Origin of the sequence: Vibrio ponticus, assembly GCF_009938225.1 — a bacterium.
GTDB lineage: Bacteria > Pseudomonadota > Gammaproteobacteria > Enterobacterales > Vibrionaceae > Vibrio > Vibrio ponticus.
Genome location: NZ_AP019657.1, coordinates 2,703,559 through 2,727,794 on the forward strand (window position 1 = coordinate 2,703,559; position 24,236 = coordinate 2,727,794).

At 44.9% G+C, this 24,236-nt stretch carries 28 protein-coding genes; 7 read left to right on the forward strand and 21 right to left on the reverse strand.

Annotation, left to right across the window (positions count from 1 at the left end):
• Positions 1 to 144: 144 nt before the first annotated feature.
• The 4 genes from rpoH to ftsY form a co-directional block, all read right to left on the reverse strand.
• Positions 145 to 1,002, reverse strand: a complete 858-nt coding sequence (rpoH, locus tag GZN30_RS12145; protein ID WP_075649206.1) for an RNA polymerase sigma factor RpoH — start codon at positions 1,000 to 1,002, stop codon at positions 145 to 147.
• Between the two features lie 193 nt (positions 1,003 to 1,195).
• The gene (gene ftsX / locus GZN30_RS12150; protein ID WP_075649205.1) at positions 1,196 to 2,158 is read right to left on the reverse strand and encodes a permease-like cell division protein FtsX; all 963 of its coding nucleotides are present in this window, start codon (positions 2,156 to 2,158) and stop codon (positions 1,196 to 1,198) included.
• Positions 2,148 to 2,822, reverse strand: coding sequence for a cell division ATP-binding protein FtsE (gene ftsE / locus GZN30_RS12155; protein WP_075649204.1), 675 nt, complete (start codon positions 2,820 to 2,822; stop codon positions 2,148 to 2,150). The genes ftsX and ftsE overlap by 11 nt, the downstream gene beginning before the upstream one ends.
• Before the next feature lie 27 nt (positions 2,823 to 2,849).
• Positions 2,850 to 4,037, reverse strand: coding sequence for a signal recognition particle-docking protein FtsY (ftsY, locus tag GZN30_RS12160; RefSeq protein WP_075649203.1), 1,188 nt, complete (start codon positions 4,035 to 4,037; stop codon positions 2,850 to 2,852).
• Between the two features lie 209 nt (positions 4,038 to 4,246).
• Here ftsY and rsmD point away from each other — a divergent pair, with 209 nt between their 5' ends.
• Together rsmD and GZN30_RS12170 are read left to right on the forward strand one after the other, a co-directional pair.
• On the forward strand, positions 4,247 to 4,846 hold the full coding sequence (gene rsmD, locus GZN30_RS12165) for a 16S rRNA (guanine(966)-N(2))-methyltransferase RsmD (RefSeq protein ID WP_075649202.1): 600 nt from the start codon (positions 4,247 to 4,249) through the stop codon (positions 4,844 to 4,846).
• Positions 4,847 to 4,855: 9 nt separating this feature from the next.
• Positions 4,856 to 5,122, forward strand: coding sequence for a DUF1145 domain-containing protein (locus GZN30_RS12170; protein WP_075649201.1), 267 nt, complete (start codon positions 4,856 to 4,858; stop codon positions 5,120 to 5,122).
• Positions 5,123 to 5,170: 48 nt separating this feature from the next.
• Here GZN30_RS12170 and GZN30_RS12175 read toward each other — a convergent pair whose 3' ends face one another.
• The 4 genes from GZN30_RS12175 to GZN30_RS12190 form a co-directional block, all read right to left on the reverse strand.
• On the reverse strand, positions 5,171 to 5,758 hold the full coding sequence (locus GZN30_RS12175) for a YhgN family NAAT transporter (protein ID WP_075649200.1): 588 nt from the start codon (positions 5,756 to 5,758) through the stop codon (positions 5,171 to 5,173).
• Between the two features lie 94 nt (positions 5,759 to 5,852).
• Positions 5,853 to 6,086 carry a YecH family metal-binding protein gene (locus GZN30_RS12180; protein ID WP_075649199.1) on the reverse strand — a complete coding sequence of 78 codons (234 nt, stop codon included), beginning with the start codon at positions 6,084 to 6,086 and terminating at the stop codon, positions 5,853 to 5,855.
• Positions 6,087 to 6,153: 67 nt separating this feature from the next.
• The gene (locus GZN30_RS12185) at positions 6,154 to 6,777 is read right to left on the reverse strand and encodes a lysoplasmalogenase (RefSeq protein ID WP_075649198.1); all 624 of its coding nucleotides are present in this window, start codon (positions 6,775 to 6,777) and stop codon (positions 6,154 to 6,156) included.
• A gap of 957 nt (positions 6,778 to 7,734) precedes the next feature.
• On the reverse strand, positions 7,735 to 8,100 hold the full coding sequence (locus tag GZN30_RS12190; protein ID WP_075649197.1) for a DUF4145 domain-containing protein: 366 nt from the start codon (positions 8,098 to 8,100) through the stop codon (positions 7,735 to 7,737).
• A 251-nt stretch (positions 8,101 to 8,351) separates the two neighbouring features.
• On the opposite strand from GZN30_RS12190, the gene GZN30_RS12195 reads away from it, so the two are divergent.
• Positions 8,352 to 8,684 (forward strand): DUF2500 domain-containing protein, encoded by a 333-nt coding sequence (locus GZN30_RS12195; protein WP_075649196.1) that lies wholly within the window; start codon positions 8,352 to 8,354, stop codon positions 8,682 to 8,684.
• A 3-nt stretch (positions 8,685 to 8,687) separates the two neighbouring features.
• On the opposite strand, the gene GZN30_RS12200 is transcribed toward GZN30_RS12195, so the two are convergent.
• From GZN30_RS12200 to rhtB, 7 genes are all read right to left on the reverse strand, one after another.
• Positions 8,688 to 9,701, reverse strand: a complete 1,014-nt coding sequence (locus GZN30_RS12200; RefSeq protein WP_075649195.1) for an acyltransferase — start codon at positions 9,699 to 9,701, stop codon at positions 8,688 to 8,690.
• 116 nt (positions 9,702 to 9,817) lie between these two features.
• Entirely contained in the window at positions 9,818 to 11,035 is a 1,218-nt protein-coding gene (gene arsJ, locus GZN30_RS12205; protein ID WP_075649194.1) for an organoarsenical effux MFS transporter ArsJ, read from the reverse strand.
• A 69-nt stretch (positions 11,036 to 11,104) separates the two neighbouring features.
• The gene (locus GZN30_RS12210; RefSeq protein ID WP_075649193.1) at positions 11,105 to 11,596 is read right to left on the reverse strand and encodes a cyclin-dependent kinase inhibitor 3 family protein; all 492 of its coding nucleotides are present in this window, start codon (positions 11,594 to 11,596) and stop codon (positions 11,105 to 11,107) included.
• Positions 11,597 to 11,607: 11 nt separating this feature from the next.
• On the reverse strand, positions 11,608 to 12,609 hold the full coding sequence (locus GZN30_RS12215) for an ArsJ-associated glyceraldehyde-3-phosphate dehydrogenase (RefSeq protein WP_075649192.1): 1,002 nt from the start codon (positions 12,607 to 12,609) through the stop codon (positions 11,608 to 11,610).
• Positions 12,610 to 12,629: 20 nt separating this feature from the next.
• Positions 12,630 to 12,971 (reverse strand): metalloregulator ArsR/SmtB family transcription factor, encoded by a 342-nt coding sequence (locus tag GZN30_RS12220; protein ID WP_075649191.1) that lies wholly within the window; start codon positions 12,969 to 12,971, stop codon positions 12,630 to 12,632.
• A 118-nt stretch (positions 12,972 to 13,089) separates the two neighbouring features.
• Positions 13,090 to 14,310, reverse strand: a complete 1,221-nt coding sequence (locus GZN30_RS12225) for an EAL and HDOD domain-containing protein (protein WP_075649190.1) — start codon at positions 14,308 to 14,310, stop codon at positions 13,090 to 13,092.
• A gap of 30 nt (positions 14,311 to 14,340) precedes the next feature.
• Positions 14,341 to 14,958 (reverse strand): homoserine/homoserine lactone efflux protein, encoded by a 618-nt coding sequence (gene rhtB, locus GZN30_RS12230; protein WP_075649189.1) that lies wholly within the window; start codon positions 14,956 to 14,958, stop codon positions 14,341 to 14,343.
• A gap of 84 nt (positions 14,959 to 15,042) precedes the next feature.
• Between rhtB and GZN30_RS12235 the strand changes: the two genes are divergently transcribed.
• Together GZN30_RS12235 and GZN30_RS12240 are read left to right on the forward strand one after the other, a co-directional pair.
• Positions 15,043 to 16,032: an alpha/beta fold hydrolase gene (locus GZN30_RS12235; RefSeq protein WP_075649188.1), complete on the forward strand. Its 990-nt coding sequence runs from the start codon at positions 15,043 to 15,045 to the stop codon at positions 16,030 to 16,032.
• Positions 16,033 to 16,217: 185 nt separating this feature from the next.
• Positions 16,218 to 17,045, forward strand: coding sequence for a Cof-type HAD-IIB family hydrolase (locus tag GZN30_RS12240; RefSeq protein ID WP_075649187.1), 828 nt, complete (start codon positions 16,218 to 16,220; stop codon positions 17,043 to 17,045).
• A gap of 38 nt (positions 17,046 to 17,083) precedes the next feature.
• On the opposite strand, the gene GZN30_RS12245 is transcribed toward GZN30_RS12240, so the two are convergent.
• On the reverse strand, positions 17,084 to 17,557 hold the full coding sequence (locus tag GZN30_RS12245) for an EVE domain-containing protein (RefSeq protein WP_075649186.1): 474 nt from the start codon (positions 17,555 to 17,557) through the stop codon (positions 17,084 to 17,086).
• 38 nt (positions 17,558 to 17,595) lie between these two features.
• Between GZN30_RS12245 and GZN30_RS12250 the strand changes: the two genes are divergently transcribed.
• Positions 17,596 to 19,128, forward strand: a complete 1,533-nt coding sequence (locus GZN30_RS12250; protein ID WP_075649185.1) for a COG3650 family protein — start codon at positions 17,596 to 17,598, stop codon at positions 19,126 to 19,128.
• The gene (locus tag GZN30_RS12255) at positions 19,128 to 19,727 is read left to right on the forward strand and encodes a tRNA-uridine aminocarboxypropyltransferase (RefSeq protein ID WP_075649184.1); all 600 of its coding nucleotides are present in this window, start codon (positions 19,128 to 19,130) and stop codon (positions 19,725 to 19,727) included. Before GZN30_RS12250 ends, GZN30_RS12255 begins: the two co-directional genes overlap by 1 nt.
• On the opposite strand, the gene yigB is transcribed toward GZN30_RS12255, so the two are convergent.
• The 5 genes from yigB to lysA are packed head-to-tail and all read right to left on the reverse strand — an operon-like array spanning position 19,719 to position 24,155.
• A complete protein-coding gene (gene yigB, locus GZN30_RS12260; RefSeq protein ID WP_075649183.1) occupies positions 19,719 to 20,432 on the reverse strand; it encodes a 5-amino-6-(5-phospho-D-ribitylamino)uracil phosphatase YigB in 714 nt (237 codons plus the stop codon). The genes GZN30_RS12255 and yigB overlap by 9 nt on opposite strands.
• A gap of 18 nt (positions 20,433 to 20,450) precedes the next feature.
• Entirely contained in the window at positions 20,451 to 21,371 is a 921-nt protein-coding gene (gene xerC / locus GZN30_RS12265) for a tyrosine recombinase XerC (RefSeq protein ID WP_075649182.1), read from the reverse strand.
• The gene (locus GZN30_RS12270) at positions 21,343 to 22,047 is read right to left on the reverse strand and encodes a DUF484 family protein (protein ID WP_075649181.1); all 705 of its coding nucleotides are present in this window, start codon (positions 22,045 to 22,047) and stop codon (positions 21,343 to 21,345) included. Before GZN30_RS12270 ends, xerC begins: the two co-directional genes overlap by 29 nt.
• Before the next feature lie 13 nt (positions 22,048 to 22,060).
• A complete protein-coding gene (gene dapF / locus GZN30_RS12275) occupies positions 22,061 to 22,891 on the reverse strand; it encodes a diaminopimelate epimerase (RefSeq protein WP_075649180.1) in 831 nt (276 codons plus the stop codon).
• Between the two features lie 10 nt (positions 22,892 to 22,901).
• On the reverse strand, positions 22,902 to 24,155 hold the full coding sequence (lysA, locus tag GZN30_RS12280; protein ID WP_075649179.1) for a diaminopimelate decarboxylase: 1,254 nt from the start codon (positions 24,153 to 24,155) through the stop codon (positions 22,902 to 22,904).
• Positions 24,156 to 24,236: the final 81 nt, after the last annotated feature.

Sequence of the window (24,236 nt, forward strand, 5' to 3'; positions counted from 1 at the left end):
CCGCTTTCTGACATCTAACCAAGAATTTCCTCACAGAGTTACCCACAGGCTATCGAACAAAAAACAGATCACCACCGGCGATCAGGCATAAAAAAACCGAGATCATTTGATCTCGGTTTTCTGTGATTCTTATTGACGCTTGGGTTACATCTCACCCACTGCCATCTTCAGTTTCTTCATCGCATTCTTTTCTAACTGTCGAATACGCTCCGCTGAAACGCCATACTTATCAGCCAAATCTTGTAAGGTTGCCTTATCATCCACTAACCAGCGTGAGCGAACGATATGCTGGCTGCGCTCATCTAAGCTCGCTAATGCCAATCCTAATCGATTATTGGTATGCGCTTCCCAGTTTGCCGCTTCAACGTTCTCTGCGACATCTGAAGACTTATCTTCTAAATACAGCATAGGTGCCGCACTGACACTACCATTGTCATCATCGTCAGCCGTAAACTCAAACGTTGCATCTTGTGCCGCTAGACGTGATTCCATCTCGCGCACTTCTGCTGGCTCCACACCTAGCTCACGCGCAACGGTTTCAACTTCACCATTATTAAACCAACCAAGACGTTTCTTCGACTTACGTAGGTTAAAGAACAGTTTACGCTGCGCTTTAGTGGTCGCAACTTTAACGATACGCCAGTTACGCAGTACATATTCATGGATTTCAGCTTTAATCCAGTGCACAGCAAATGATACTAAGCGAACACCCACTTCTGGATTGAAGCGTTTCACTGCTTTCATCAAGCCGATGTTACCTTCCTGAATTAGGTCAGCCATTGGCAAACCGTAACCTGAGTAGCCACGAGCCACATGGACAACGAAACGCAGATGCGAAAGGATCAAGCCTTTAGCGGCATCGATCTCACCGTCGTAATGTAAACGTTCAGCTAGTTCACGCTCTTCATCAGCTGTTAGCATTGGGTAGCCATTCACTGAGCGAATGTAGCTATCTAAGCTATCTTGTGAAACTACAGCTATCGAATACGCTTGGTTAGTCATTCAAGTCCTCATCAAACTATGATCTGGAGTATGTTTTAGCCCATCAATACTGAACCCAAAATGAACAGGATTCAAGCAGTCAGAACCAAAATAGTTGAAACAAAAGTTTTAACTAATAGTGCAAAGAAAGAAAAAGTATACGGTAGCGTATACTTTTTTCAAGATAAATAGTGATAATTTTTTGATCACTTGATCATACAGGCTCTATCTCATTGAGATGGCGCTGGGCAGAGACTTTCGCCGCTAAACACCCAAGGAAGGTACCCAACATCAATAGCAGTAAGGTCTCATCCCAACTCAGCCCGATTAATCGGAAGCGGCTATCATACAGAAGCGCCAACTGTTCAACACTGCTATTAAGCAGAACTGTGATTAACGCTGTAAGAATCCAAGCCGTTAGTGCACCAAGTAAGCCAAACCACATTCCAGAATAGAGATATGGTCGCAAAATAAAGCTGTCAGTTGCACCTATCAACTTCATGGTTTGAATTTCATGCTTATTGGCTTGTACATTAAATCGCAGCGTATTCCCCACAATGAGGAACACCGAACCCAGCATCAAGACAGACAAGGTCACAACGATACCCGTCACCAAGTTTTTAATCGCGTCTAAGCGACTAAACCAGTCTTCATCAAGGCGAACATCGGTGATCTCTTCTTCCGCTTGAATGCGTTTCGCCAAAGCTTTTACGGCTTGCTTATCGTCTATTGCCGGAGTGATCACTAACACACCTGGCAACGAGTAGTCTTCAAGCAATGAGATCGCTTGATCAAAACCAGAATATTGGCTGAGATCGGCTAAGCCTTGTTGCGGCGAAATATATTCAACTTTTGCTACCTCAGACAAACTCTCCAGTTCATCTTTCAACACCATGATACGCGGCTCTGGCGTCTGCTCTTTTATATAGCCACTCACCTGAGAAGGACCGGCAACATTGGTTGTCGCTACCGCTACGTTTTTACCTAACAGATAAAGAGTTGCGGGTAGAGTGAGCGCCATTGAAATCACGGCCAAGGTCAGAATATTACCTAGAGGACGTGACCATAAGTTCATAAATGAGGCTTTCGCCTGTTTAAAGTGGATAGCAAAATAGCCATCACGCTGAGCGCGTTCGCTTTTTTTCGCCGCCTTGTTGTTGCGCTTATTAGCGACCATAGTCTTCGACCTCACTCAAAAAGCCTTGGTTTAATTCCAAGTGACGATACTGAGGGCGCGAGTTAACAAGGTTAACATCATGGGTAGCAAGCAATATGGTTACCCCTGCACGATTAAACTCTTCCAACAATCGCAACACACGTGCCGACAACTCTTGGTCCAGATTACCCGTCGGTTCATCGGCCAATAACAGCGTCGGGCGATTGACTACCGCACGAGCAATACCTACTCGCTGCTGCTCACCACCAGACAACTGGCTAGGTAAACAGCGGGCTTTATCCAATAAACCGGTTTTATCTAACGCCGCAGAAACACGACGTTTGATCTCATGTTCAGAGATAGATTCAATACGCATTGGCAGAGCGACGTTGTCGTACACCGAGCGATCCATCAATAAACGATGATCTTGAAAAACGATCCCGATATTGCGACGCAATAAAGGGATGTCTTTATTTGGAATACGAGTGATATCGTGTCCATTAAAGCTGATCTTGCCATCGGTAGGACGCTCAATGGCGCATATCAACTTGAGCAAAGTACTTTTACCCGCTCCTGAATGACCACCTAAAAATGCCATTTCACCCCGACGCAGATGAAAATCGACTTTCTGCAGAGCTTGTCGACCACCTCGGTAAGCTTTGCTTACTTGCTGAAACTTAATCACCCGTTGTTCCTCTTACTCACAAACCGATCAATCTTCGCGGCTAAACAGTGCGTCAATAAACTCTTGTGTTTCAAACGGACGCAAGTCATCAATGCCTTCACCCACACCAATAAAACGAATTGGGATTTGGAATTGATCGGCGAGGGCAAAGATCACGCCACCTTTCGCCGTACCATCTAACTTAGTCAGAGTGATACCTGTAATCGGTGCCACATCGCTAAATAGTTTCGCTTGGCTAATCGCGTTTTGACCAGTACCAGCATCTAACGTCAACATCACTTCGTGTGGTGCAGAATCATCAATCTTCTTCATCACACGCACAATCTTACGCAACTCTTCCATTAGGTTAGCTTTGTTTTGTAAACGACCCGCAGTATCTGCGATCACTACGTCAAAACCACGCGCCTTCGCCGCTTCAATAGCATCGTAGATAACCGATGCACTGTCAGCGCCAGTGTGCTGAGCAATAACCGGAACATCATTACGCTCACCCCATACTTGCAACTGCTCTACCGCCGCAGCACGGAAGGTATCACCTGCCGCAAGCATCACTTTTTTACCTTGCGATTGGAATTGCTTCGCTAACTTGCCGATGGTGGTGGTTTTACCTACACCGTTTACGCCAACCATTAAGATCACATAAGGCGTTTTGCTGGTGTCCACTTCAAGTGGCTGCTCAACGTTAGACAAGATCTCCGCCATTTCTTCTTTGAGTAGACCATAAAGCGCTTCACCATCTTTAAGATCGGCACGAGACGCTTTTTCAGTTAGGTTCTCAATAATTTTAAGCGTGGTGTCCATACCGACGTCAGCGATCAGCAATTGTTCTTCCAGCTCTTCAAACAGCTCGTCATCAATCTGCTTACCTTTGAACAAACCAAAGAAACCAGCACCGATGTTTGCTTTCGTGCGCGCAAGGCTGCGCTTTAGGCGAGCAAAAAAGCTTTCTGTTGGTTTTGCTTGCTCTTGCACTCGTGGCTCTGCTGGAGCAACGACTGGTGCTTCTGCTTCTGCTTCTGCTTCTGCTTTAGCAGCTTGCTGCTCTTGCTTTGGTTCGGCAACGGTTTCTTGCTCTTCAACCTGCTCAACAACCTCTTCTGGCACCACTTCAGCTTGAGTCTGTTCTACCTTTTGCTCTTGTTCTGGTTGTTTCGCTTGGTCATCATCACCAAAACCAAGCCAAGAGAGCAATCCGCGCTTCTTTTTTTCCGTCATCTGGGGATATCCTAGATTGTCTTAATTAATTCTAAGTCTTTCTCGTTAAGCTTACGCAAATTGAAAAAGAAAATGACAACAGAGTGAAAAGTTACCACCTTAAAGGCAATTTAAGGTTACACTTTGTCATCAATGAAATTTGGCTGTACTCAGCGCGTAAACGCTGAGCGACTGGGTATAGTATCACTTTATTAGCGGTCAAAAAATCTATGGTAAGACGTCGCCAGCAAAACACATCACAAAAAAAAACTTCAACCGGCTTTGTCCGAATTATTAGTGGCTTATGGCGTGGACGAAAATTACCCGTTCATGACGCTGAAGGGCTACGCCCTACCACTGACCGCGTGAAAGAAACGGTATTTAACTGGTTAGCACAAGATGTGCCGCAAGCGAAGTGCTTAGACCTTTTTGCCGGCTCTGGTGGTCTCGGTTTTGAAGCGGCTTCACGCCAAGCTGAAATGGTTACGTTGATTGAGCTCAACCCTGCGGCATATAAACAATTGGCGCAGAATATCGCATCACTGAAAGCGGATAACATTGTGGCGAAAAACACCGATGCGTTGAGCTTTTTAGCCCAACCAGGTACACCGCACCACGTCGTCTTTATCGACCCACCGTTTCGCAAAGGTCTATTAAGCGAAACCATCGCGTTACTTGAGCAAAACGGCTGGTTGGCAGAAGATGCCATGATTTACATTGAAACAGAAAAAGAGCTGACCATTGAAGGTCTACCGGAAAGCTGGCACCTACACCGTGATAAAACGGCAGGTCAGGTGAGCTTCCGTCTCTACCAACGACAATCAGCATAAGGAAATAAAATGAAAGCACTGATTTTGTTAGCCAAAGCCGCCATCGGTTTTGTGTGGTTTATTCTGCTATTAAACTTTTTTATGCCATTCCCAGGCAACGCAGCCATCGCACTTTATATTTTGACTGCCTTCCTATTTATGATGCATGGCTTACAAATGCTGATCTTCATTGGTGCCTTTGGCGACAAGATCAATATGAGCCGATGGGAGAAGTGGTCAATCTTAATCTTTGGTATCTTTGCCCTACTCGACATTCGTCGTAAACATATGATGTAAAAAAACGCCGCTCTCTTGAGCGGCGTTTTTATTTTAATCGGACTGGGATTACATGCCCATATAGCTTTTCATGCCATCCAAGAACATCTGCGTTGATATCATCACCAACAACAAGCCCATCAAACGCTCTACCGCTTTAAGACCTCGCTCGCCCAATAGACGATGCAAGATGCCGGAGAACATCAAAATCACAAACGTTGCCGTCCACGCAAGCACTACCGCACCAGACAGTTCTAACAGATTGTTCGGATGCTGGCTCGAAAGCAATAAGATGGTCGCAATCACTGACGGTCCTGCGAGCATTGGGATTGCCATCGGCACAATGAATGGCTCTTCACCTGCCGCCAAACCGGTAACACTGCCTGCCGCCGGAAAAATCATCTTTATTGCGATAATAAATAAGATGATACCACCAGAGATACTCAGAGTTTCTGGCTGAACATGCAGAAAAGCCATAATGCTTTTACCCGCAAACAGGAACAACAACAAAATCGCCAGCGCAAAAAAGAGCTCTCGAATCAGTACGATACGGCGTCGTTTGGGTTCTAAATGCTTTAAGATCGACAGAACAATCGGCAGATTGCCCAGCGGGTCCATGATCAAAAACAGCAGCGTCGCCGCAGAAAGAATGTCCATTAATTACCTCCAAGACTTTGCGGCGAAGTATAACCCTATCTCGAAGATAATGCCCAATTTGTAAAACCGACTGGGCTTTACAAGCACACCTTTATTAGTGGCTGCAAACTCGCTCTTGATTCACCGCCCAAAGCTCACCTTGTTGCGTGATCTTTTGACGTTCAATAAAGAAGCTAAACAACTGATCAAAGTTAAAACCTGACAGTTTACACGTACGAAACTGAGCATCTGCACCAAACTCATCAAGTACAGTTTGGCGTAGCGCCTCTTCACTCATCGGCTTTTCACGTAGTAGGTTTAACACTTTGTGAGCATGAACTTCACTCATATGAATAACTCCTGTGGATTTGAAACCCAAATAGGATAGATGAGAAAGCAACAACCTTTCTTTGATATCAAATAATGAAGGAAGCGGTTATCAAGCAATGAGCCAACAGATAAGTGCCAGAAATTAAGTAACGCCCCAACGGCAAGGAGTGACGATAGTCATGAATCGCTAACAATGCGGCAGAAGTGGTCAAAGATAGGCTACCAACAAACGCCAGCAGAGCGGTTTGACTATGCTGCAACAGCCATAGTTCACCAGTAACCCAATTCAATTGCAGTAACACCATTCCCATGATGACAACAGGGAAGATAAGACGATCGATTTTAGGCAGTAAGAGGAAAAATGCCATGATGCCCATCGCCAGCAACATCGCCGCTAGCCACCACACCACTTCACCAGAAAGTTGCAACCAGAACGAAGTGCTATAGCAAAGTTGCGCCGCAATAAAGCAAGCAAAACAAATTCGCTTGAGTCGTTTGGTGATATAGAGGCTATCGGCAAACATCGAAATAACGAGTCCGAGAGACACCCACCACTCCAAGCGTCCCACTAAGCTCTCTTTGCTCCAAAGCATGACTAATAACAGGAATAGAGAAAAGCAGGAGAAAAAAATTGCTTGTTTAGGTTGGTTATTTTCACAAGCAGAGCTGGTAATAAACCCTGAGAGTGCGACAGCGAGCCAGCTCCACATAACATTACCTCTAGAAATTCGAACCGCCAGTTTAGGCTTGAGTCATGAATTGTCTATATATGACAAACAAAACTTGGATCTTGGTTGCGATTCAATTCTCGCCACCGGATGTTGCTCACATCATGCAGATACTCTCTCGTCAGCCTGTTTTTTAAATTTACCGACCAGAACCAAGTGCTAACCACCATTTCTGCATACAAACCTGAATAACCCCATAACAAACAAAACCACCCACAATGAATAAATGGATAAAAACACTTAAAATACAATAACATAAACAGGAACGCATAGTGACAAATCGGCTCTAAGTCATCTTGTGGTTTAAGTCATATTTAAAATTTTGCAAATTTTTCGTCAGAAAACTCTCAACAAATGAGAATTTCTATCATGAAAGCAGAGCGTAAAAAGTAAAAACAGTGACAAATGAAGCAAAAACAAGATTTGCAAAATGAAGGACACAAAAACCAATACAAACCAATAGAACATTATTTAAACGACTTTTAATTCATTATTTATCAAACAGTTAAACCAAAAAACAAACCAAAATCACAATATGATCTTGTGCAAAAAACGATAATTTCATCATTTAAACAGGCGATTAACGCCAATAATCGAGACCATTAATTTGTTTTTTATGACTCTTTTGAGCTTGATCCTTGATCAAACCCTTAAAATTCTGCTATTCTTTTATACATAGAATAAATCATCGAATATAAGGAGCAGAGTTATGATTACTTCTTCACAAAAACAAGGACTTGTAATGATCGCGGTCATCGTAGGCTTGATGACTCTGCCGATGATGATGTACTAGTCAGATTAAAAAAGAAAGGGACGCCACTGGCGTCCCTTTTTTGCTTTATGCCTCAGTATCAAGCAAGAAATGTTCAACTATTAAACATTCGTCTATTTTTGAACCAAGAATAAAAACCAATACTTTTAAGCACTTCACCACCTAAGTTAGAAGTGTTTCGATAAAACATCCCAATGTGCATAATAAAACAGCATCGCGGCTAAGGTAATCAAGGTCATGAGGGAGATCGCTACGCGCCAAATAAAGCGGCTGCTTCTCGGAGTTAGCTCTTTCTCACACTCATCACAAACCGAAAGAAACTCGCGACGATTCTCTAACTCATAGTCATACTCATGCACAATCTTATTGCGAATCGTAGCGATATAACGCAGCTTACCCACCACATTATGGGGTAAACGCTCTTCACAGCTAGTGATAAGCTGGTGAAGCCCTTTACCTTCTGCATGGTATTGGGTTCGCAGTAAGTGCTCAATTTTACGCGTGCGAGTAATTACGCTATCGATATCGGACATAATTTCTCTCCCTGTTTGATACTACAATCTCCGTCTCTATTGTCTTTGTTATTTAACAAGTTACAAGGGTCATCATACAAATGAATTCTGTCTACATCTCTAGATTACCGAGTTAATCGTCAATAGCTTGTGATGTAGATCGAAGATCTATTTTCGATATCACCATTCTGTGCTTTATATCTCAGAGCATAGTCAACATCATCACTAAAAAGTAGCTAGAATGCTCCCTTAAGTTCATCGGGGAGGAACTGATGCCTATTTCAATATTTATCGCCATTGCTTTGCTGTGTATTTTAGCTGGATGGGTGTTTAGCAATTTCTATCGTCGCCATATGCAAGGTGAAAACGCACCTGAGCAATCCGTCGATGTGACGGTACTCGACAAGCAAGCAATCGAAATTGAAGATGCACAACCAGGTCAGGAAGACCAAGAATATTGGATTTATGTACAACGTGGACGAATTGGACCAAAACGAGAATTTCAGGTGGGCATCCACTACTTCCATGCATTAAATCCGGGAGATAAAGGAACCCTTACCTATCAAGGCGATAAGTTCCTTCATTTCGCGATCAAACGTCCATAAGACTTACGGCAGTAACCATGCTGTCTTTTTACTGCGCGCTAGCAAACAACTCAATGCTAGCGCTCCTCCACCACTGATGATGATCCATAGTGGTATAACCCAACCTGGATGACCTTGATGCCAACCGAATGCTTTCATCGGCCATAAAAATATCGGATGAAGAAGATAAATACCCAAACTGTGCTGACTGATTAACGCAACCACTTTATGTGCATGCTCTGAAAGGAAATCACTCAAATAGCGACACACCACAAATATCATGCTCGCCACCATAACGACATTCAAAGTCTTATAAGATAACCAGCGCCCAACCGTATACTTGCCTACTTCGACACTATTGGTGAGCACCATAAACACCGTCACCAACAACGCAACAACACCCAGCCAAGTAAAACTGATTACCGCCGAACGACTCAAAGGAAGCTTTTGGTAGAGCAAATACCCCAGAGGTAAATAACCACTATAGAGCCAAAGCTCGGCACTCCATGGACCATTAATGCCAAACAGATAAAGTGTTGTCGTCACCAACCATAAAGCAACGAAAGCATACAACGCCGCATCATTGTCTTGTTTCACCACCCACTGGAAAAACGGAATGACGAAATAGAGTGGAATAAAGTAGTAGAAGAAACCAAGGTGGTAATAAGTGGCGTGGTGAGGACTCTCGAGCAATACCTCTTTGGCAGCCTGCCCGTCAAATCCTTGCGCTGTCCATCCTGATAAATAGGCATAAAACAACGACCAAATTAAAAAGGGCACCAGCACCTTTCCTAATCGGCGTTTAATGTAGTAACCGAGCTCAAAATCACGTTTATCACTGAGCATTAACGCTCCGGTGATCAAAATAAAGACCGGCACCGCCCAACGGCTAATGCTGTTTATTGAAACCGCCGTCGCCCACTGTTCAAAAGGTATTGAGCCTAACTCATGCCGATAAGGAGCGAGCACATGAATAGCAATAACCGCAACCGCGGCGACACAACGCAATAAGTCGAAAAACCGAACTCGTTCTCTCATACCCAACCAACTAAAATTAAGAACTGTATTGAATATAGCAATAAAAAAGCTGACTAAACCAATAACAAGTAACGGTTTAGTCAGCTTTTCGTAAGCTAAATTTACATGAATCTCGATTAGGTCGCCGCTTGCTCAAGCTTAGGCAGTTTTATCGAAATTAGCGTCGTGATTGCCAAAAAGACAAACGAGACCCATAAACAAGCAGATAAGCCTGCCATTTGGAACACCCAGCCTGACAATACTGTACCAATTAAGCGCCCCATCGCGTTCGCCATATAGTAGAAGCCCACATCCAGCGAGACTCCATCGCCTTTGGCATAACTCACTATCAAGTAAGAATGCAGCGATGAGTTAACCGCAAACACAGCACCAAAAATCATGAGACCAACCACAATAACCAGTTGCGGTTGCCAACCAACCTGCACGGCGTAAGCAATCGCGGCTGTGATGATAGCCAGTAACCCAGCCCAGAATAGCGCGGCACCGCCATCCGGCACACGACCTTGCGCTTTACCGGTAATTTTAGGCGCGAGCCCCTGCACGAATCCGTAAGCAATCACCCACAAGGCAAGGAAGCTACCGACCCACAGATGCTGCCAACCAAACGTGCTGCCCAAGTAGATCGGTAGGGCTATCACAAACCATACATCGCGAGCGCCAAACAAGAACATGCGCGCTGCAGAGAGAATATTGATCGATTCAGACTTAGAAAAAATTTGGCTGAACTTCGGTTTTACCTTGGCTTTACCCATATCACTTTCAAGACCAAGTAAGCTGCCAATCAACACTAGCGTTAATACGCCCGCCATTAACAGCACCGCAGCCTTAAAGCCCACCAGCGAGAGCAGTAAACCACCGACAAAAAAGCCCACACCTTTCAGTGCGTTTTTAGAGCCAGTTAAGATCGCCACCCACTTATAGAGCGCACCTTGCTGATCGTCTGGTACGAGTGTCTTAATCGAGCTCTTGGCACTCATCTTATTAAGATCTTTCGCGATACCTGACATCGCTTGAGCCAACATCACCCAAGGAATGGTCAACCAAGCGGTTGGTACAGCTAACATCGCGAGAGCAACAATTTGCATCGCGAGACCAAGATTCATGGTTTTATTCAAACCTAGTCTTGCGCCTAACCAACCACCAATTAAGTTGGTCACGACACCAAAGAATTCATAGAAAAGGAAAAGTGAGGCAATTTCTAGCGTACTGTAGCCCAAATCATGAAAGTACAGCACCACCAGCATGCGCAGTGCGCCATCCGTGACGGTAAAATTCCAATAATTAAAGGTCACCAACATATATTGACGAACACTTTTGCTCAAATTGGCAAACATAAGCCACCCTATATGAACAGCAATAAGAGCTTTTGGACACCCATGTTCCAAAAGCTCATTGGGGTATGATTAACCTTGAGCCACTTGCTCAATGTATTCCACTTGAACTGGCTTGGTGAATGCGCCAGGACGAAGTGCCTGTACTTGAGAGACGATGTCAGCCAAAGCCCAATCGCGCTCAAGTAATAAATGTGCTGCGAGTAAACCAGTGCGACCAGAACCGCCCATGCAGTGCATCGCGACTTTGCCACCTTGCTCAACGATTTGATGCAGTGTCGGCGCCACCTCTGCCCATTTAGCGGCAAATTTACCATCTGGAGCGCAGTCATCTTCAATCTCTAATTGAAACCACTGCATACCTAACTCTTTTGTTAATGAGCCAAGTTGAGAAACGTTTTTTTCTGCCAGTTCGCGATCGTCCAAAGCAGTGACAATCGCTTGCACACCTTGTTGCTTAAGTTGCTCTAGGCTCTCGTAAAGAGAAGCATCTTTCGTGCCTGGACATGGCGTTAAAATCAACGCGCCTTGTTCAACATCAAGTTGCCATGTTGGGTGTGTCATCATCATTCTCCTTACACCAAACCTACTTTACGTACCAACTCAGCGGTGCGAGTTGCGTAACCCATTTCGTTATCGTACCAAGCGTAGATTTTCACCATGCGTGTACCTACAACCATAGTCGACAGAGCGTCCACTATGGTAGAACGTTGGTCACCTTTGTAATCGATTGAAACTAGTGGGCGTTCTTCAAAACCTAGGATGCCTTTTAGCTCACCCTCTGACGCCTCTTTAAGTAGTGCATTCACTTCTTCAGCTGTCGTATCGCGCTTAACATCGAAAATGATGTCAGTTAGAGATGCGTTCGCAAGAGGGACACGTACCGCGTGACCATTAATCTTACCGGCAAGCTCTGGGAAGATTTCGACGATTGCCGTTGCTGAACCCGTTGTGGTCGGGATCAAGCTCATACCACATGCACGGGCGCGTCGTAGATCTTTGTGTGGTGCATCTAAAATGGTTTGTGTGTTGGTTAAATCGTGAATCGTGGTAAACGACGATTGCTCAATACCTAACTTCTCATGAATCACTTTAACCACAGGAGCAATACAGTTCGTAGTACAAGAAGCCGCAGTGACAATTCGGTGGATATCTGGGTTAAAGATGTCATCATTCACACCCACCACAATGTTCGCAATACCCTCTTCTTTCACTGGCGCTGAAACCACGACGCGCTTAACACCTTGCTCAAGATACTTATTAAGAAACTCGGTTTTACGATGCACACCGGTTGCTTCAATCACGACGTCACAGTCCGACCAATCAACCGCATCAATCTCTTTCTCGCGAGTGGTTTTAATGCGCTGACCAGCAATAATCATTTCATCACCGTCAGTGGTCACTGCGTGATTCCAACGCCCTTGTACCGAGTCAAACTCAAGCAAATGCGCCAGTGTGTTGCAGTCGCCTGCTACATCATTAATCAACACAAACTCTAACTCCGGCCAGTCAAACGCAGCGCGAAGTGCTAAGCGGCCGATGCGACCAAATCCGTTGATACCTACTTTAATCGTCATAATCGTGTCTCTTTCTACATTTATCGGCAGCAAACAGGACGACCCTGTATTGCTTTAAGTCTTTCGATATCTTGTTGGTACTCTGTTTTCAAGCAGTTTGATGCAACAAGATCATCGATCAATTTATTCATCCAGCCCGGTAACGAGGGTGCACGGCGATAGAACACCCACTGCCCTTGGCGTACATCAACTAAGATGCCACTCGAGCGAAGTTGAGCTAAATGACGGGAAATCTTTGGTTGGCTCTCATTGAGAGCCTGAGTTAAGTCACCAACACACAAACACTCTTCGCGCATGATTAACATTAGACAACGCACGCGAGTCTCATCGGAAAGTAACTTGAAAAATTGATGTGGTAACATAACTAAATATACTCATATATGGATATGCGTATATCTTTATTTATTTTTTACCATTGATCAAGTACTGAATCATCGCTGTCACAAAAGATTCATCTAAGGAAAAAAGGAAGGACTCTTATCAAGAGTGGATAGATTGGCTCCAACGCTGAGCTTGGGTAATTTTATCCATCACATCATCGAGAGAAAGACCAAGACTGTCGCAGGCTTGCTGCATTTCTTGCCAATCTGATTTCTCGTAAGATTCTGCGATCGTGAGTAAAACACCGTATGCGCCTTGACGTTGCAATAGCGCCTGTTTAATCGTCGTGCTCAGTGGCAGTTGTTCGAGTAAATCTTCAATTGAGAGATCGAACATCGCATCTAAGATTGAAAACAGACCAATTAAGAAGGCTTGTTCTTTATGAGGTTGAAATAAACTATGAGTGGACATCAAAGCACAGAATTGTGCTCTTTGTAGTGCCATCAATAGTAGTTCTCGTGGTTTTTTAGTGGTAATAAATGAAGCAACGGTGAGCGATACAAACATTTTTAGCCGCTCTTGTCCGAGGTAAATTAACGCCTGACGAAAAGACGAAATCGTCACTTCAAGACGATCCGAATGGCTATTTACAAAACAGAGCAATTTAAAAGATAACGTCGCGTCCTTTGCTACGATACGTTCGACCTTGGCAAAATCGACTTCTGTCTTGCACACCTCTTGGAAAAGTTCCATGGCAATAATTTGCTCTGGACTGATGTAGCGCTGTCTCACCATCTTGGGCTTACTAAAAAAGTAGCCTTGGAAAAAATGAAAACCCGCTTCACGAACTTGGTTAAATTCACTCGCGGTTTCAACACGCTCAGCCAGATATTTACGCTTACTGCCCTGTGCGATACGTTGCGAAACAAACTGACACGCCGCATCTAACCCCATCGCACTAATGTCGATTTTAACAATGTGCACTAAAGGTAAAAAACGCTCCCACTCTGGAGTGTAGATAAAATCATCCAACGCGATTAAATAGCCATTCTGTTTCAGCTCACGGATTGCAGCATAAAGTTCATCATTCGGCTGACATGTTTCTAGCACTTCGATGACGACTTTTTGTTTAGGTAATGCCAGTGGCAAGCGACGAACTAAGCTCTGGTGAGTAAAGTTGATAAAACAGCGAGAGTGATCATTGGTTGGGCTAATACCAATGCTCAGTAAATTTTCAGCAATCAGACGATAAGTGGCACGATTCGACTCAATGTGCATCGGATAAGCGTTATTTTCGCCATCTCGAAACAACAACTCATACCCAAGAGTTTGTTGGCGAGTATTGAGGATCGGTTGTCTAGCTACATAGGTCTGTTTCATTTGCCACTACGTTAGATAATTATTGATAAATCATGCTTTAGCGGTTGCTAGTAGTGCACCGCAACCCACAAACATCGATCCAAAAACCTTATTAATTTTCGCCATCACTCTTTCCGAGCGAATAAAACGTCCCATTTGCGAAGCCAGGGTGGTGTAACCCAACATCACAATTGCGTCGATAACAACCGTCGTCACTCCCAGAATTGCAAATTGGATCAATTGTGGTTGGTCTGGATTAATAAACTGAGGAAAAAGCGCCACCAAAAATACGATCGATTTAGGATTTGTTAAGTTAATAAACACCGCACTGCGCAGCAACGCTAAACCGGTTCGATTCTCATCGCTGTTATGAGTTGCCAAGCTCGCTTTATCACGCCACTTTTGAATACCTAGCCACACAAGGTAAGCTGCCCCAACCCATTTGATCACAGTAAAAGCCATGGCGGACTGAGCCACCAGCGCACCGATGCCCGCACCAACTAAAATAATGTGACAAGCCAAACCAATTTGCAGACCAACAATCGCCCCTAAAGATTTGCGTGTTCCGTAACTTAAACCATTGCTAATAGAGTTAACGGTACCTGACCCTGGAGCCAAACTAAAAACGATCGCGGTTACTACGTAAGCTAACCAAACATGCAAATCCATGGTGTAATACCTCTCGACTAAACTTCATTAGCCAAACATAATTAAAACTTGTCACAAACCCAAGGTAGTTCAGGTTCATAAAATATGACCACAATCAGTGCAGTCAATCCGCTTTCTTATACTCAAGAGTCTAATTTTGAGCAAGCAATCAATAACGAAATTGCTGAGCTATGGCACAGTCGTAAACAAGGATTTATACGCACTGCCGACAAACGTAAGTTAGCTTGGGTCTCGCTTACCGCACCGCACCATACAAAGGTAATTGTAGTGGTAAATGGGCGCATCGAATGCACCGACAAATACCAAGAGCTTTTTTATGATCTATTTCGTCAAGGTTATGACATTTACTCTTATGATCATCGTGGCCAAGGTCGCTCTGATCGCTTAGTCAAAAACCATGATATTGGTTATGTCGAAGAGTTTGATGATTACGTACAAGACCTTGATTTAATGGTTAAACACTTTAGTTTAAACCACTATCAAAAACGCTACCTTCTTGGGCACTCGATGGGTGGTAATGTGATCACCCGTTACGTCCAGACTCACCCTGAACACCCATTTGATGCGATGGCGCTTAGCGCTCCTATGTTTGGGGTCAATGTGCCTTGGTACCTAAAACCGATTGCTCGTTGGGTAGGGCAAATCTTGACGGCGTTACATGCCGAACCTAATTACGCTCCGGGACAGAAGCCTTACTACGCCAAACCATTCGATGGCAATCTGCTGAGTCAAAGTAGCGTGCGCTACCACTGGTTCCGTAATCTTTATGATGAACAACCGGAATTGCAAGTGGGTGGCGCAAGCACTCGTTGGGTATGGCAAGGGTTAGTCGCCTGCAAACAAGCGATCCTCATGACCCGACAAGTCAGAATACCTCTGCTATTACTGCAAGCTAGCGATGACAAAGTTGTCGCCAATGAGGCACAGGTTCAGTTCATCAAAAAATTAGCTAAGACCAATCGCACCTGTGCTTTGAAGATAATTTATCACGCCAGACACGAATTATTATTCGAGCATGATAACGCGCGTAATTTGGCGCTCGACACAACGCTCGATTTCTTTGCTCAATACTGATGTCTCTGAACAGACGGGGATTCGATGAACAGATAAATCGAGTTATATTGTTGTTATTTAGAGAAAATAAATAAGGAAATAGAGAGGTGTTTTTTTACCCTCTTTTTCTTTCCCCAATTGAAGTAAACTAACCACCTCGCAATTCGGCTTCTCGCATTGCAGCGTTATGTTCACATGAGGGCAATATGACCACAGCACGCAAAGACACCCCATTCCAACTTGTCGCCTCAGATCTTGATGGTACGCTTCTCGCACCAGACCATAAGCTCAGCGCTTTCTCAAAGCAGACCCTTAAAGATCTTCACGACAAAGGCTTCACCTTTATCTTTGCGACGGGTCGTCACCATATCGACGTAGCGGGTATTCGTGAACATGTGGGTATTCCAGCTTACATGGTGACATCAAACGGCGCACGCGTGCACGACCAACATAATAAGCTGATGTACAGCAACAACGTACCAATGGATTTAGTTAAACAAGTGATCGACACGATCAAAGTTGATCCAGAAATCTTTATTCATTTGTACCGTAATGATGACTGGATGCTAAACCGCGATGATGAGTTTCTACGTAACTATCATGAAGAATCAGGCTTTAGCTACACACTCTATGATGTGAATAATCCACCAGTGGATGGCATTGCTAAACTGTTTTTCACTCACCCAGATCAAGACCATGATTACCTGGTGAAATTTGAAGATGAGCTCAATGAAAAATTTGGCGACCAGCTAAACATCGCCTTCTCTACACCTTGGTGTTTGGAAGTGATGGCTGCTGACGTATCAAAAGGTGATGCACTCAAAGTTATCGCGGAATCACTCGGACTGAAACTAGAAAACTGCATCGCATTTGGTGATGGGATGAATGACGTTGAAATGCTGCAAATGGCGGGTCGTGGCTTGGTGATGGAAACCTCACACCAACGTGTGAAAAACGCGCTACCAAACAACGAAGTCATTGGCAGTAATGCAAATGATGCCGTGGCGCACTATCTACAAGATCACCTACTGTAATCTTGAGTTAAAGATTGATAAGGCAGCACTCGCTGCCTTTATTTTTGTCTAGAAGGTCGCAGCTCTTTACTTAAGATGGCTTGCCACTCCGCCTCAGAGACTGGCATTACCGACAAACGATTCCCACGCTTTACTAGCGGTAGATTGTCTAACTCGGGCATCGCTTTCAACACCGATAAGGGGATCACCCGCTCTGTCTTGCGGACAAATTCAATATCGACCATAAACCAACGTGGGTTCTCTGGTGTTGATTTGGCATCGAAATAATCACTCTCAAGATCAAAAGCAAAATGATCGGGGTAAGACTCTTTCGTCACTTTGGCTATTCCGGCAACACCAACATGCTTGCACGAAGAGTGATAAATGAGTACGAAATCCCCCAGCTTCACCTCATCTCGCAACATATTCCGCGCTTGATAGTTGCGCACCCCTTCCCAACACGAGGTATTTTGTGTTCGTAGAGTGTCAATAGAGAAGGTGTCTGGTTCTGTTTTGAACAACCAATATGCCATAATGTCCTCAGTATCAGTTCGGATAAGGAAGATATAGCATGAAGGCATTGAGAAACCCAGCGATGCTGGTCAGCCTTTTGGCATTGCAAGCGTGCTCGACATTAGATTTTTCATCAAGCGAGTCAGAATCTCAACCCAGTTTGCCACTCGCCAATCTTGAGCAGCCAAACTCAATACAGCCACAACCTTTTATTCTGCGCGGTGAAGTGATCCTCGGTCATGAAGCTCAATCGATTCAACCTTGCGGTAGTGAGCAGCAATACTGGCTTTCAATCGATAACGATAAATTTAATCAAGCGCTGCGCCTGATCAATACCCCTTATCAACCCATGTATGGTGAACTGATTGGTCATCTAGAAACCTCAAGCCAAGATGGCTTCGATGGTGACTACAATGCTCGCTTTGTGGTATCAAAGATCAACGTACTAAGTGCAGAAAACCCAAATCGCTGTGACCGTGCTATCCAACCTACCCAAGCTTTTGGCACTGAGCCATTCTGGTCACTCTCTGTCTCAAACAGCGAATTGACCTTTTCGCCTATGGGTGGTCAAAAGCAAATTTTGCCGATCACCTCATCAAAAATTAAATCTGATCGCCAGCGTTATCAATTTGCAGAGGGTCAACTAGAGCTTACCCAGCGTAGTTGTTCAGATGGCATGAGTGACAGTCTCTATGGTTGGACTTCGACACTCACGCTAGCTGACCAAACTTATCAAGGCTGCGCAACATTAAGCAATCGAGACCAGAGCCTTAACTGGTCAGGTAAATATCAAGCTTCTTCAACCCAGAGCAGTGGGTTTAGCGTCATACTCGAGATGCAACCGGATCATGGTGCGACAACAACTTATCGTTACCTCGATGGTAGCGGCGATTTAGTTGAGCGCGGTTACTGGCAGCAACTCTCGCCACAACAAGTGCAAGTGGTCATGACACACCACCAGCAGCAACCCTTACTCTCTGAACGCTTGTTTGTGCGCAGCGACGAGCAGTTAACCGCAGACAAAGAGAAAGTCGGAGATGTGGTTTATCCAATTGCCGATGGCGGTTTAACCTTATTTAAGACTGAGCAAAACAACACTCATCAGCAAAAACAAAGTCGTACTAATGCGGTTCCTTCATCGGCAAGCTTTAATCCGAAAGTGGATCGCGCACTACGTGATTACTTTAGCCAAAATAATATTGATGCCGGAGGCACACGCTACCGCTGGCTCACCTACGATCTCAATGGTGATGGGCAAGATGAATTACTTACTCAATTAGATTGGTGCGGCTCTGGTGGCTGCACTTTGCTGATCTTTGCAAACCAACAACAAAAATGGGTCTTCAACAGCCGCATGACTTTAGTCAATACGCCACTCAACTTGGGTCATAAAAACCATCAAGGTTGGCAAGATTTAGTGTTATTTGTCCGTGGTGGTGGCGCGGTACCAAATCAGCATGTTTTACGTTTTAACAATGGCAGCTACCCACTCAATCCAAGTATGGCTCCAATCGCCAGTTTTGATGATATTAGTCCTATACAGCTGTTTAGCGATGGACTGACACCTCATCAAGAAGGGGTAAAAATGTAATGCCCCAAGCAACACCTTGTCCCAGCTGTGGGCTGCATCATCAATGTGTTTGTCATTTGGTGCCTCATTTTGAGGCACCAGTTCATATTGCGCTGTTGATGCACGAAAATGAGCTCAAGCGTGATACCAATACCGGTAAATGGTTGCTGCAAGCAATCCCATCAAGCAGTCAGCACGTATGGCAGCGCCGATCTCCTTGCCCTGAATTGATCAAACTGATCAAAAATGATCGCTATCAGGTCTATTTGGTTTACCCCACGGATAACAGTGTTTCGCTAAATACGGTTAAACAAGAGGCTGATAATACTGGGAAAATACCATTATTGATTATTCTTGATGGCACATGGCAAGAAGCAGGAAAAATGTTGAGAAAGAGTGAATGGCTGAGTGATTTACCCTGCGTCCATCTTGAACCGAGTGAACAGTCGGATTACCAGTTAAGGCGCAACCAGCAACAAGGGCACTTGTGTACCTTGGAGGTGGGAAGTGAAATTATTAAAGAGCTTGGTCTGAACGAGCAAGCTCAAGCATTGAATACATTCTTTCATCACTATATGCGAGTGTTTAAAGCCGATAAAAGTGGTCACGCTTTAAAGTAGTAGCAACGAATCCAGTTGGTGGATTTCCACATCAGGTAATACACGAGTGTGTTTCGCCTCACGTAAGCAAGTGCCTTGGTCGTTATACCAACACGCTTGAAAGCCGTTTTGTTTGGCACCAAACACATCGGTTTTCAAGTGATCGCCCACATGCAATATAGACTCACTGTCTAGAGTAAGAAATTGCTGAGTTTGACGAAACATATCGCCATGAGGCTTAGCATGGCCATTTCGACCAGCTTGTAAAATCAATGAGAAGTAGTCTGCTAAACCAATACGTTCGACATCCACATTGCCGTTGGTAATGGCCACCAGCGGGTATTTTTCGGCTAATTGTGCCATCACTTGGTGAGTGGTCTTAGGTACAACAAAATCACTCCGCAGCTCAGTCACAACTTGCAATAGATCATCTGCCGCTTGTTCCGCCTGCGCCGCCGAATAACCCAACTCAGTCAAACCGGTCGTGGTCGTGCGATGACGCCACAGCGTCAGATCGCTGTATAGCCAATTGTCTTGTTTAGCTAAATCGAGTTTTAGCTTTAACCACCAAGCCTCATCACGAGTAGCCGCAATCGGGTGATGATGAAAAAACCAAGCATTCGCTTCACGCGTCAACCGTGCAATAACAGGACGGTTGTCATAAAGCGTGTCGTCCAAATCAAAACTCATCGCCTTGATTGGCTTTAACTGTCGGTAGTATTTCATCACTTCACCCTATTTCGATTACTTCTTTTTCGCCCTTGGGTGGGCTTGGTCATACACTTGCGCAAGGTGTTGGAAATCTAGGTGGGTATAGATCTGTGTGGTCGAGATATTCTCATGCCCAAGCAACTCTTGCACCGCACGTAAGTTATTACTCGATTCCAACATATGAGTGGCAAAGGAGTGACGTAATTTATGCGGGCTGATATGACTGGCTACCGCCTGCTTCTGTCCCCATTCTGCCATCCGTTTTTGGACGTTACGGTGAGAAATACGCACGCCCAGTTTAGAAACAAATAACCCTTTTTCATCCGGTTTGGCTAAACCACTGCGTACTTTAAGCCACTTACCTACCCACTCTTTTGCCAGACCTGAAAACGGCACTTTACGCTCTTTGTCACCTTTACCGACTACGCGTAATTCGCCACTAAACAGACTGACATCCTTAACGTTAATGCTGACCAATTCCGCCAAACGTAAGCCTGCGCCATACATCAGCTCCATCATTGCTCGATCGCGAATCGACAACGGGTCATCGTCGGTCACTTCAAGCAACTGACCGACTTCATCCACATCCAGGTTTTTAGGTAATGGGCGCTTTTTGCGTGGCGCTGAGACCCCTTTCGCAGGGTTCGCCGATAACTCGCCGCGTAAGATCAGAAAATCAAAAAAGCTACGCAGTGAAGAGAGTCTTGTCGCTAAGCTGCTCGGTTTCATGCCCTCACGCATGCCCTTACTCGCCAGCTGGCGTACCCAGGCAGCATCGACCTGAGTCCAATCTTTGAGCCCCATGCTCAGCAGATGCTGCGCCATGGTTTCCAATTGTTGTTTGTAATTACGTTGAGTATGAAGACTGAGCCCTTTTTCGCTTCTCAGATATTCATAGAAGCGTTCCAAGGGCTTTTGTAGGCCGTTAGGCAGAGGTTGTACTAATTCGCTCATTGGTGTCCATTTGCCAAGGCAGAGTTGCTATCGCATGAGAGAGCACTAGTGCCAAATGACGTAAAAACAGGGTATCCATATGGGGTTGGAAGTGACCACCATCCTCACTTGAGAAGGCGATTAACCCTTGTGCTTTGCCTTTTACTAAAGGTAGCACAACGTAAGAGCCAAGCTCTGGAGCACGATTAAGTTCGCCAAATAGAAGCTCACGATCGGCTTTACGCATACGCCCTAGATAGGCTGATTTACCATTGAGATTATTGGTTGCAAAACGCTGATAATGCTCAAAACTGGTTAGATAATGTTTGGATGGAGCATTGAACAAACGCACATAAGCCAGCAAGCCTAACGCTTTGGCTTTACTCTCAATCGCCTTAATTGCATCTAACAAACAATCACACTTCAAGATCTGCTCTTGCAGATCCATAAACTCATGGAAAGTTCTGTCGTTATTTGCAGCCAGCGACATCAAGGTGGTGATCTCTTCTTCTAATTCCTCAATCCGCTGACGCTGGCGATTGAGCTGAACATGCACCAATGATACTGCGCCTTGCTCTTGAGTTGGTAGAGCAAGGCGATCAACTAGGTCACGCCGGTGGATAAAAAAATCCGGATTATCACGCAGATACTCTGCCACCACTTCCGCAGTTAATGCATCCGCTTCAATCTGAGACACAAAAATTCCTTTGTTAACAGTTAATTTGACCGTCATAAACGTGAGTTGCAGGACCGGTCATATACAGCGGTTTGCCGATACCTTGCCAGTGAATGTTTAGCTCTCCACCCGGCAGACGTACTCTCACATTCTCATCCAATAGACCTTGAACGATACCTACTGCAACGGCACCACAAGCGCCGCTGCCACAAGCTTGTGTTTCACCAGTACCACGCTCATAAACACGCAAGTTGATTTCGTTGCGGTTTACCACTTGCATAAACCCGGCATTAACGCGCTCAGGAAAACGCTCATGCGACTCCAGCATAGGACCTAAGGTTTCTACATCGGCCGTTTTCACATCATCAACCACAGTAACGACATGAGGATTGCCCATACTCACCGCACCACAGAACAAGGTTTTATCTTCTGCACGCATGATGTAGGTTTTTTCCATCTGTTTAGCTTTAAATGGAATTTTGCTTGGCTCAAATTCAGGCACGCCCATGTTAACGGTAACTTGGTCGTCCTCTTCGATATTGAGCAGCATTTTGCCTTTTTTGGTGCTGACACTGATGGTGTATTTGTTGGTCAAACCTTTCATTCGCACAAAACGAGCAAAGCAGCGAGCGCCGTTGCCACACTGTTCGACTTCACTGCCATCAGCGTTAAAAATACGGTAGTGAAAATCCGTTTCAGGATCATAGGGGGCCTCAACCACTAAAAGCTGGTCAAAACCGACACCAGTGTGACGATCCGCCATGCGACGGATCAACTCTGGTGAAAAAAATATGTTTTGGGTAATACAATCGACCACCATAAAGTCGTTACCCAAACCATGCATTTTAGAAAAATGGAAATGCATACAGTTTAAATTACTCCGGTAATACGCTCTCTAGTTCCCACAAACTGGTAAGCTCTTCGCGTTTACGTACCAAATGTGCACGATTGCCATCAATCATTACTTCAGCCGCTCGGGTACGAGTGTTGTAGTTTGACGCCATCACAAACCCATAAGCGCCAGCTGAACGTACTGCAAGCAAATCATTTGCTTCAAGAACCAAAGCGCGATCTTTGCCTAGGAAATCACTGGTCTCACAAATCGCCCCCACCACATCATAAGTTTTTGCTTCACCTTGGCGTGGATTTACGGGCACGATGTCTTGCCAAGCTTGGTAAAGAGCCGGACGCATCAGATCATTCATTGCCGCATCAATAATGGCAAAGTTTTTATGCTCGGTATGTTTCAAGAATTCGACCTTGGTCAACAACACCCCGGCATTGGCGACAATGGCTCGTCCCGGTTCAAAAATAAGCTCAAGATCTTGATGATTATCTAAACGACCTAATAGCGCCTTAGCGTACTCTGACGGTTGCGGTGGCAACTCATCACGATAGACCACACCAAGACCACCACCAACATCAAGGTGACGGATCACAATACCTTGCGCTTTGAGCTCATCAATTAGAGCCAGTAAGCGATCGGTGGCATCAATAAAAGGTTCAATATCCGTCAACTGAGAGCCGATGTGACAATCAATGCCTTTTACATCCAAACTCTCTAAGCTATGAGCAAGTTGATACACCACAGGAGCACGGTCAAAAGCGATACCAAACTTGTTATCACGCAGACCAGTCGAAATGTAAGGGTGAGTTTGCGCATCGACATCAGGGTTAATGCGCAAAGAGACTGGCGCTTTAACGCCCATCTCGCTCGCCACTTTATTCAAACGCTCAAGCTCGGGCTCAGACTCAACGTTAAAACATTTAATGCCGACTTCCAAAGCACGCTTCATCTCGGCTTCAGTCTTACCTAAACCAGAGAAAACCACTTTACTTGGATCACCACCAGCCGCTAAGACACGTTCTAGCTCACCACCAGACACGATATCAAAACCAGACCCCAAACGAGCGAGCGCGTTAAGCACACCGATATTTGAGTTCGCTTTTACTGCAAAACAGACAAGATGAGGATGGTCGCCAACCGATTTATCGAAAGCATGCCAATGACGCTCAATCGTTGCGCGCGAATATACATAAAGTGGCGTTCCAAACTGCTCAGCTAAGTCAGTAAGAGGAACATCTTCGGCCCAAAGTTGGCCATCATCCTGATAGTTGAAGTAATCCAATGTGCTTTCCCTTTAATTTTTGTAGTCTCTGCCCAAGCGTGATTCACTCATGCTTAGGTATATCGCCTAGAGCATCATGCT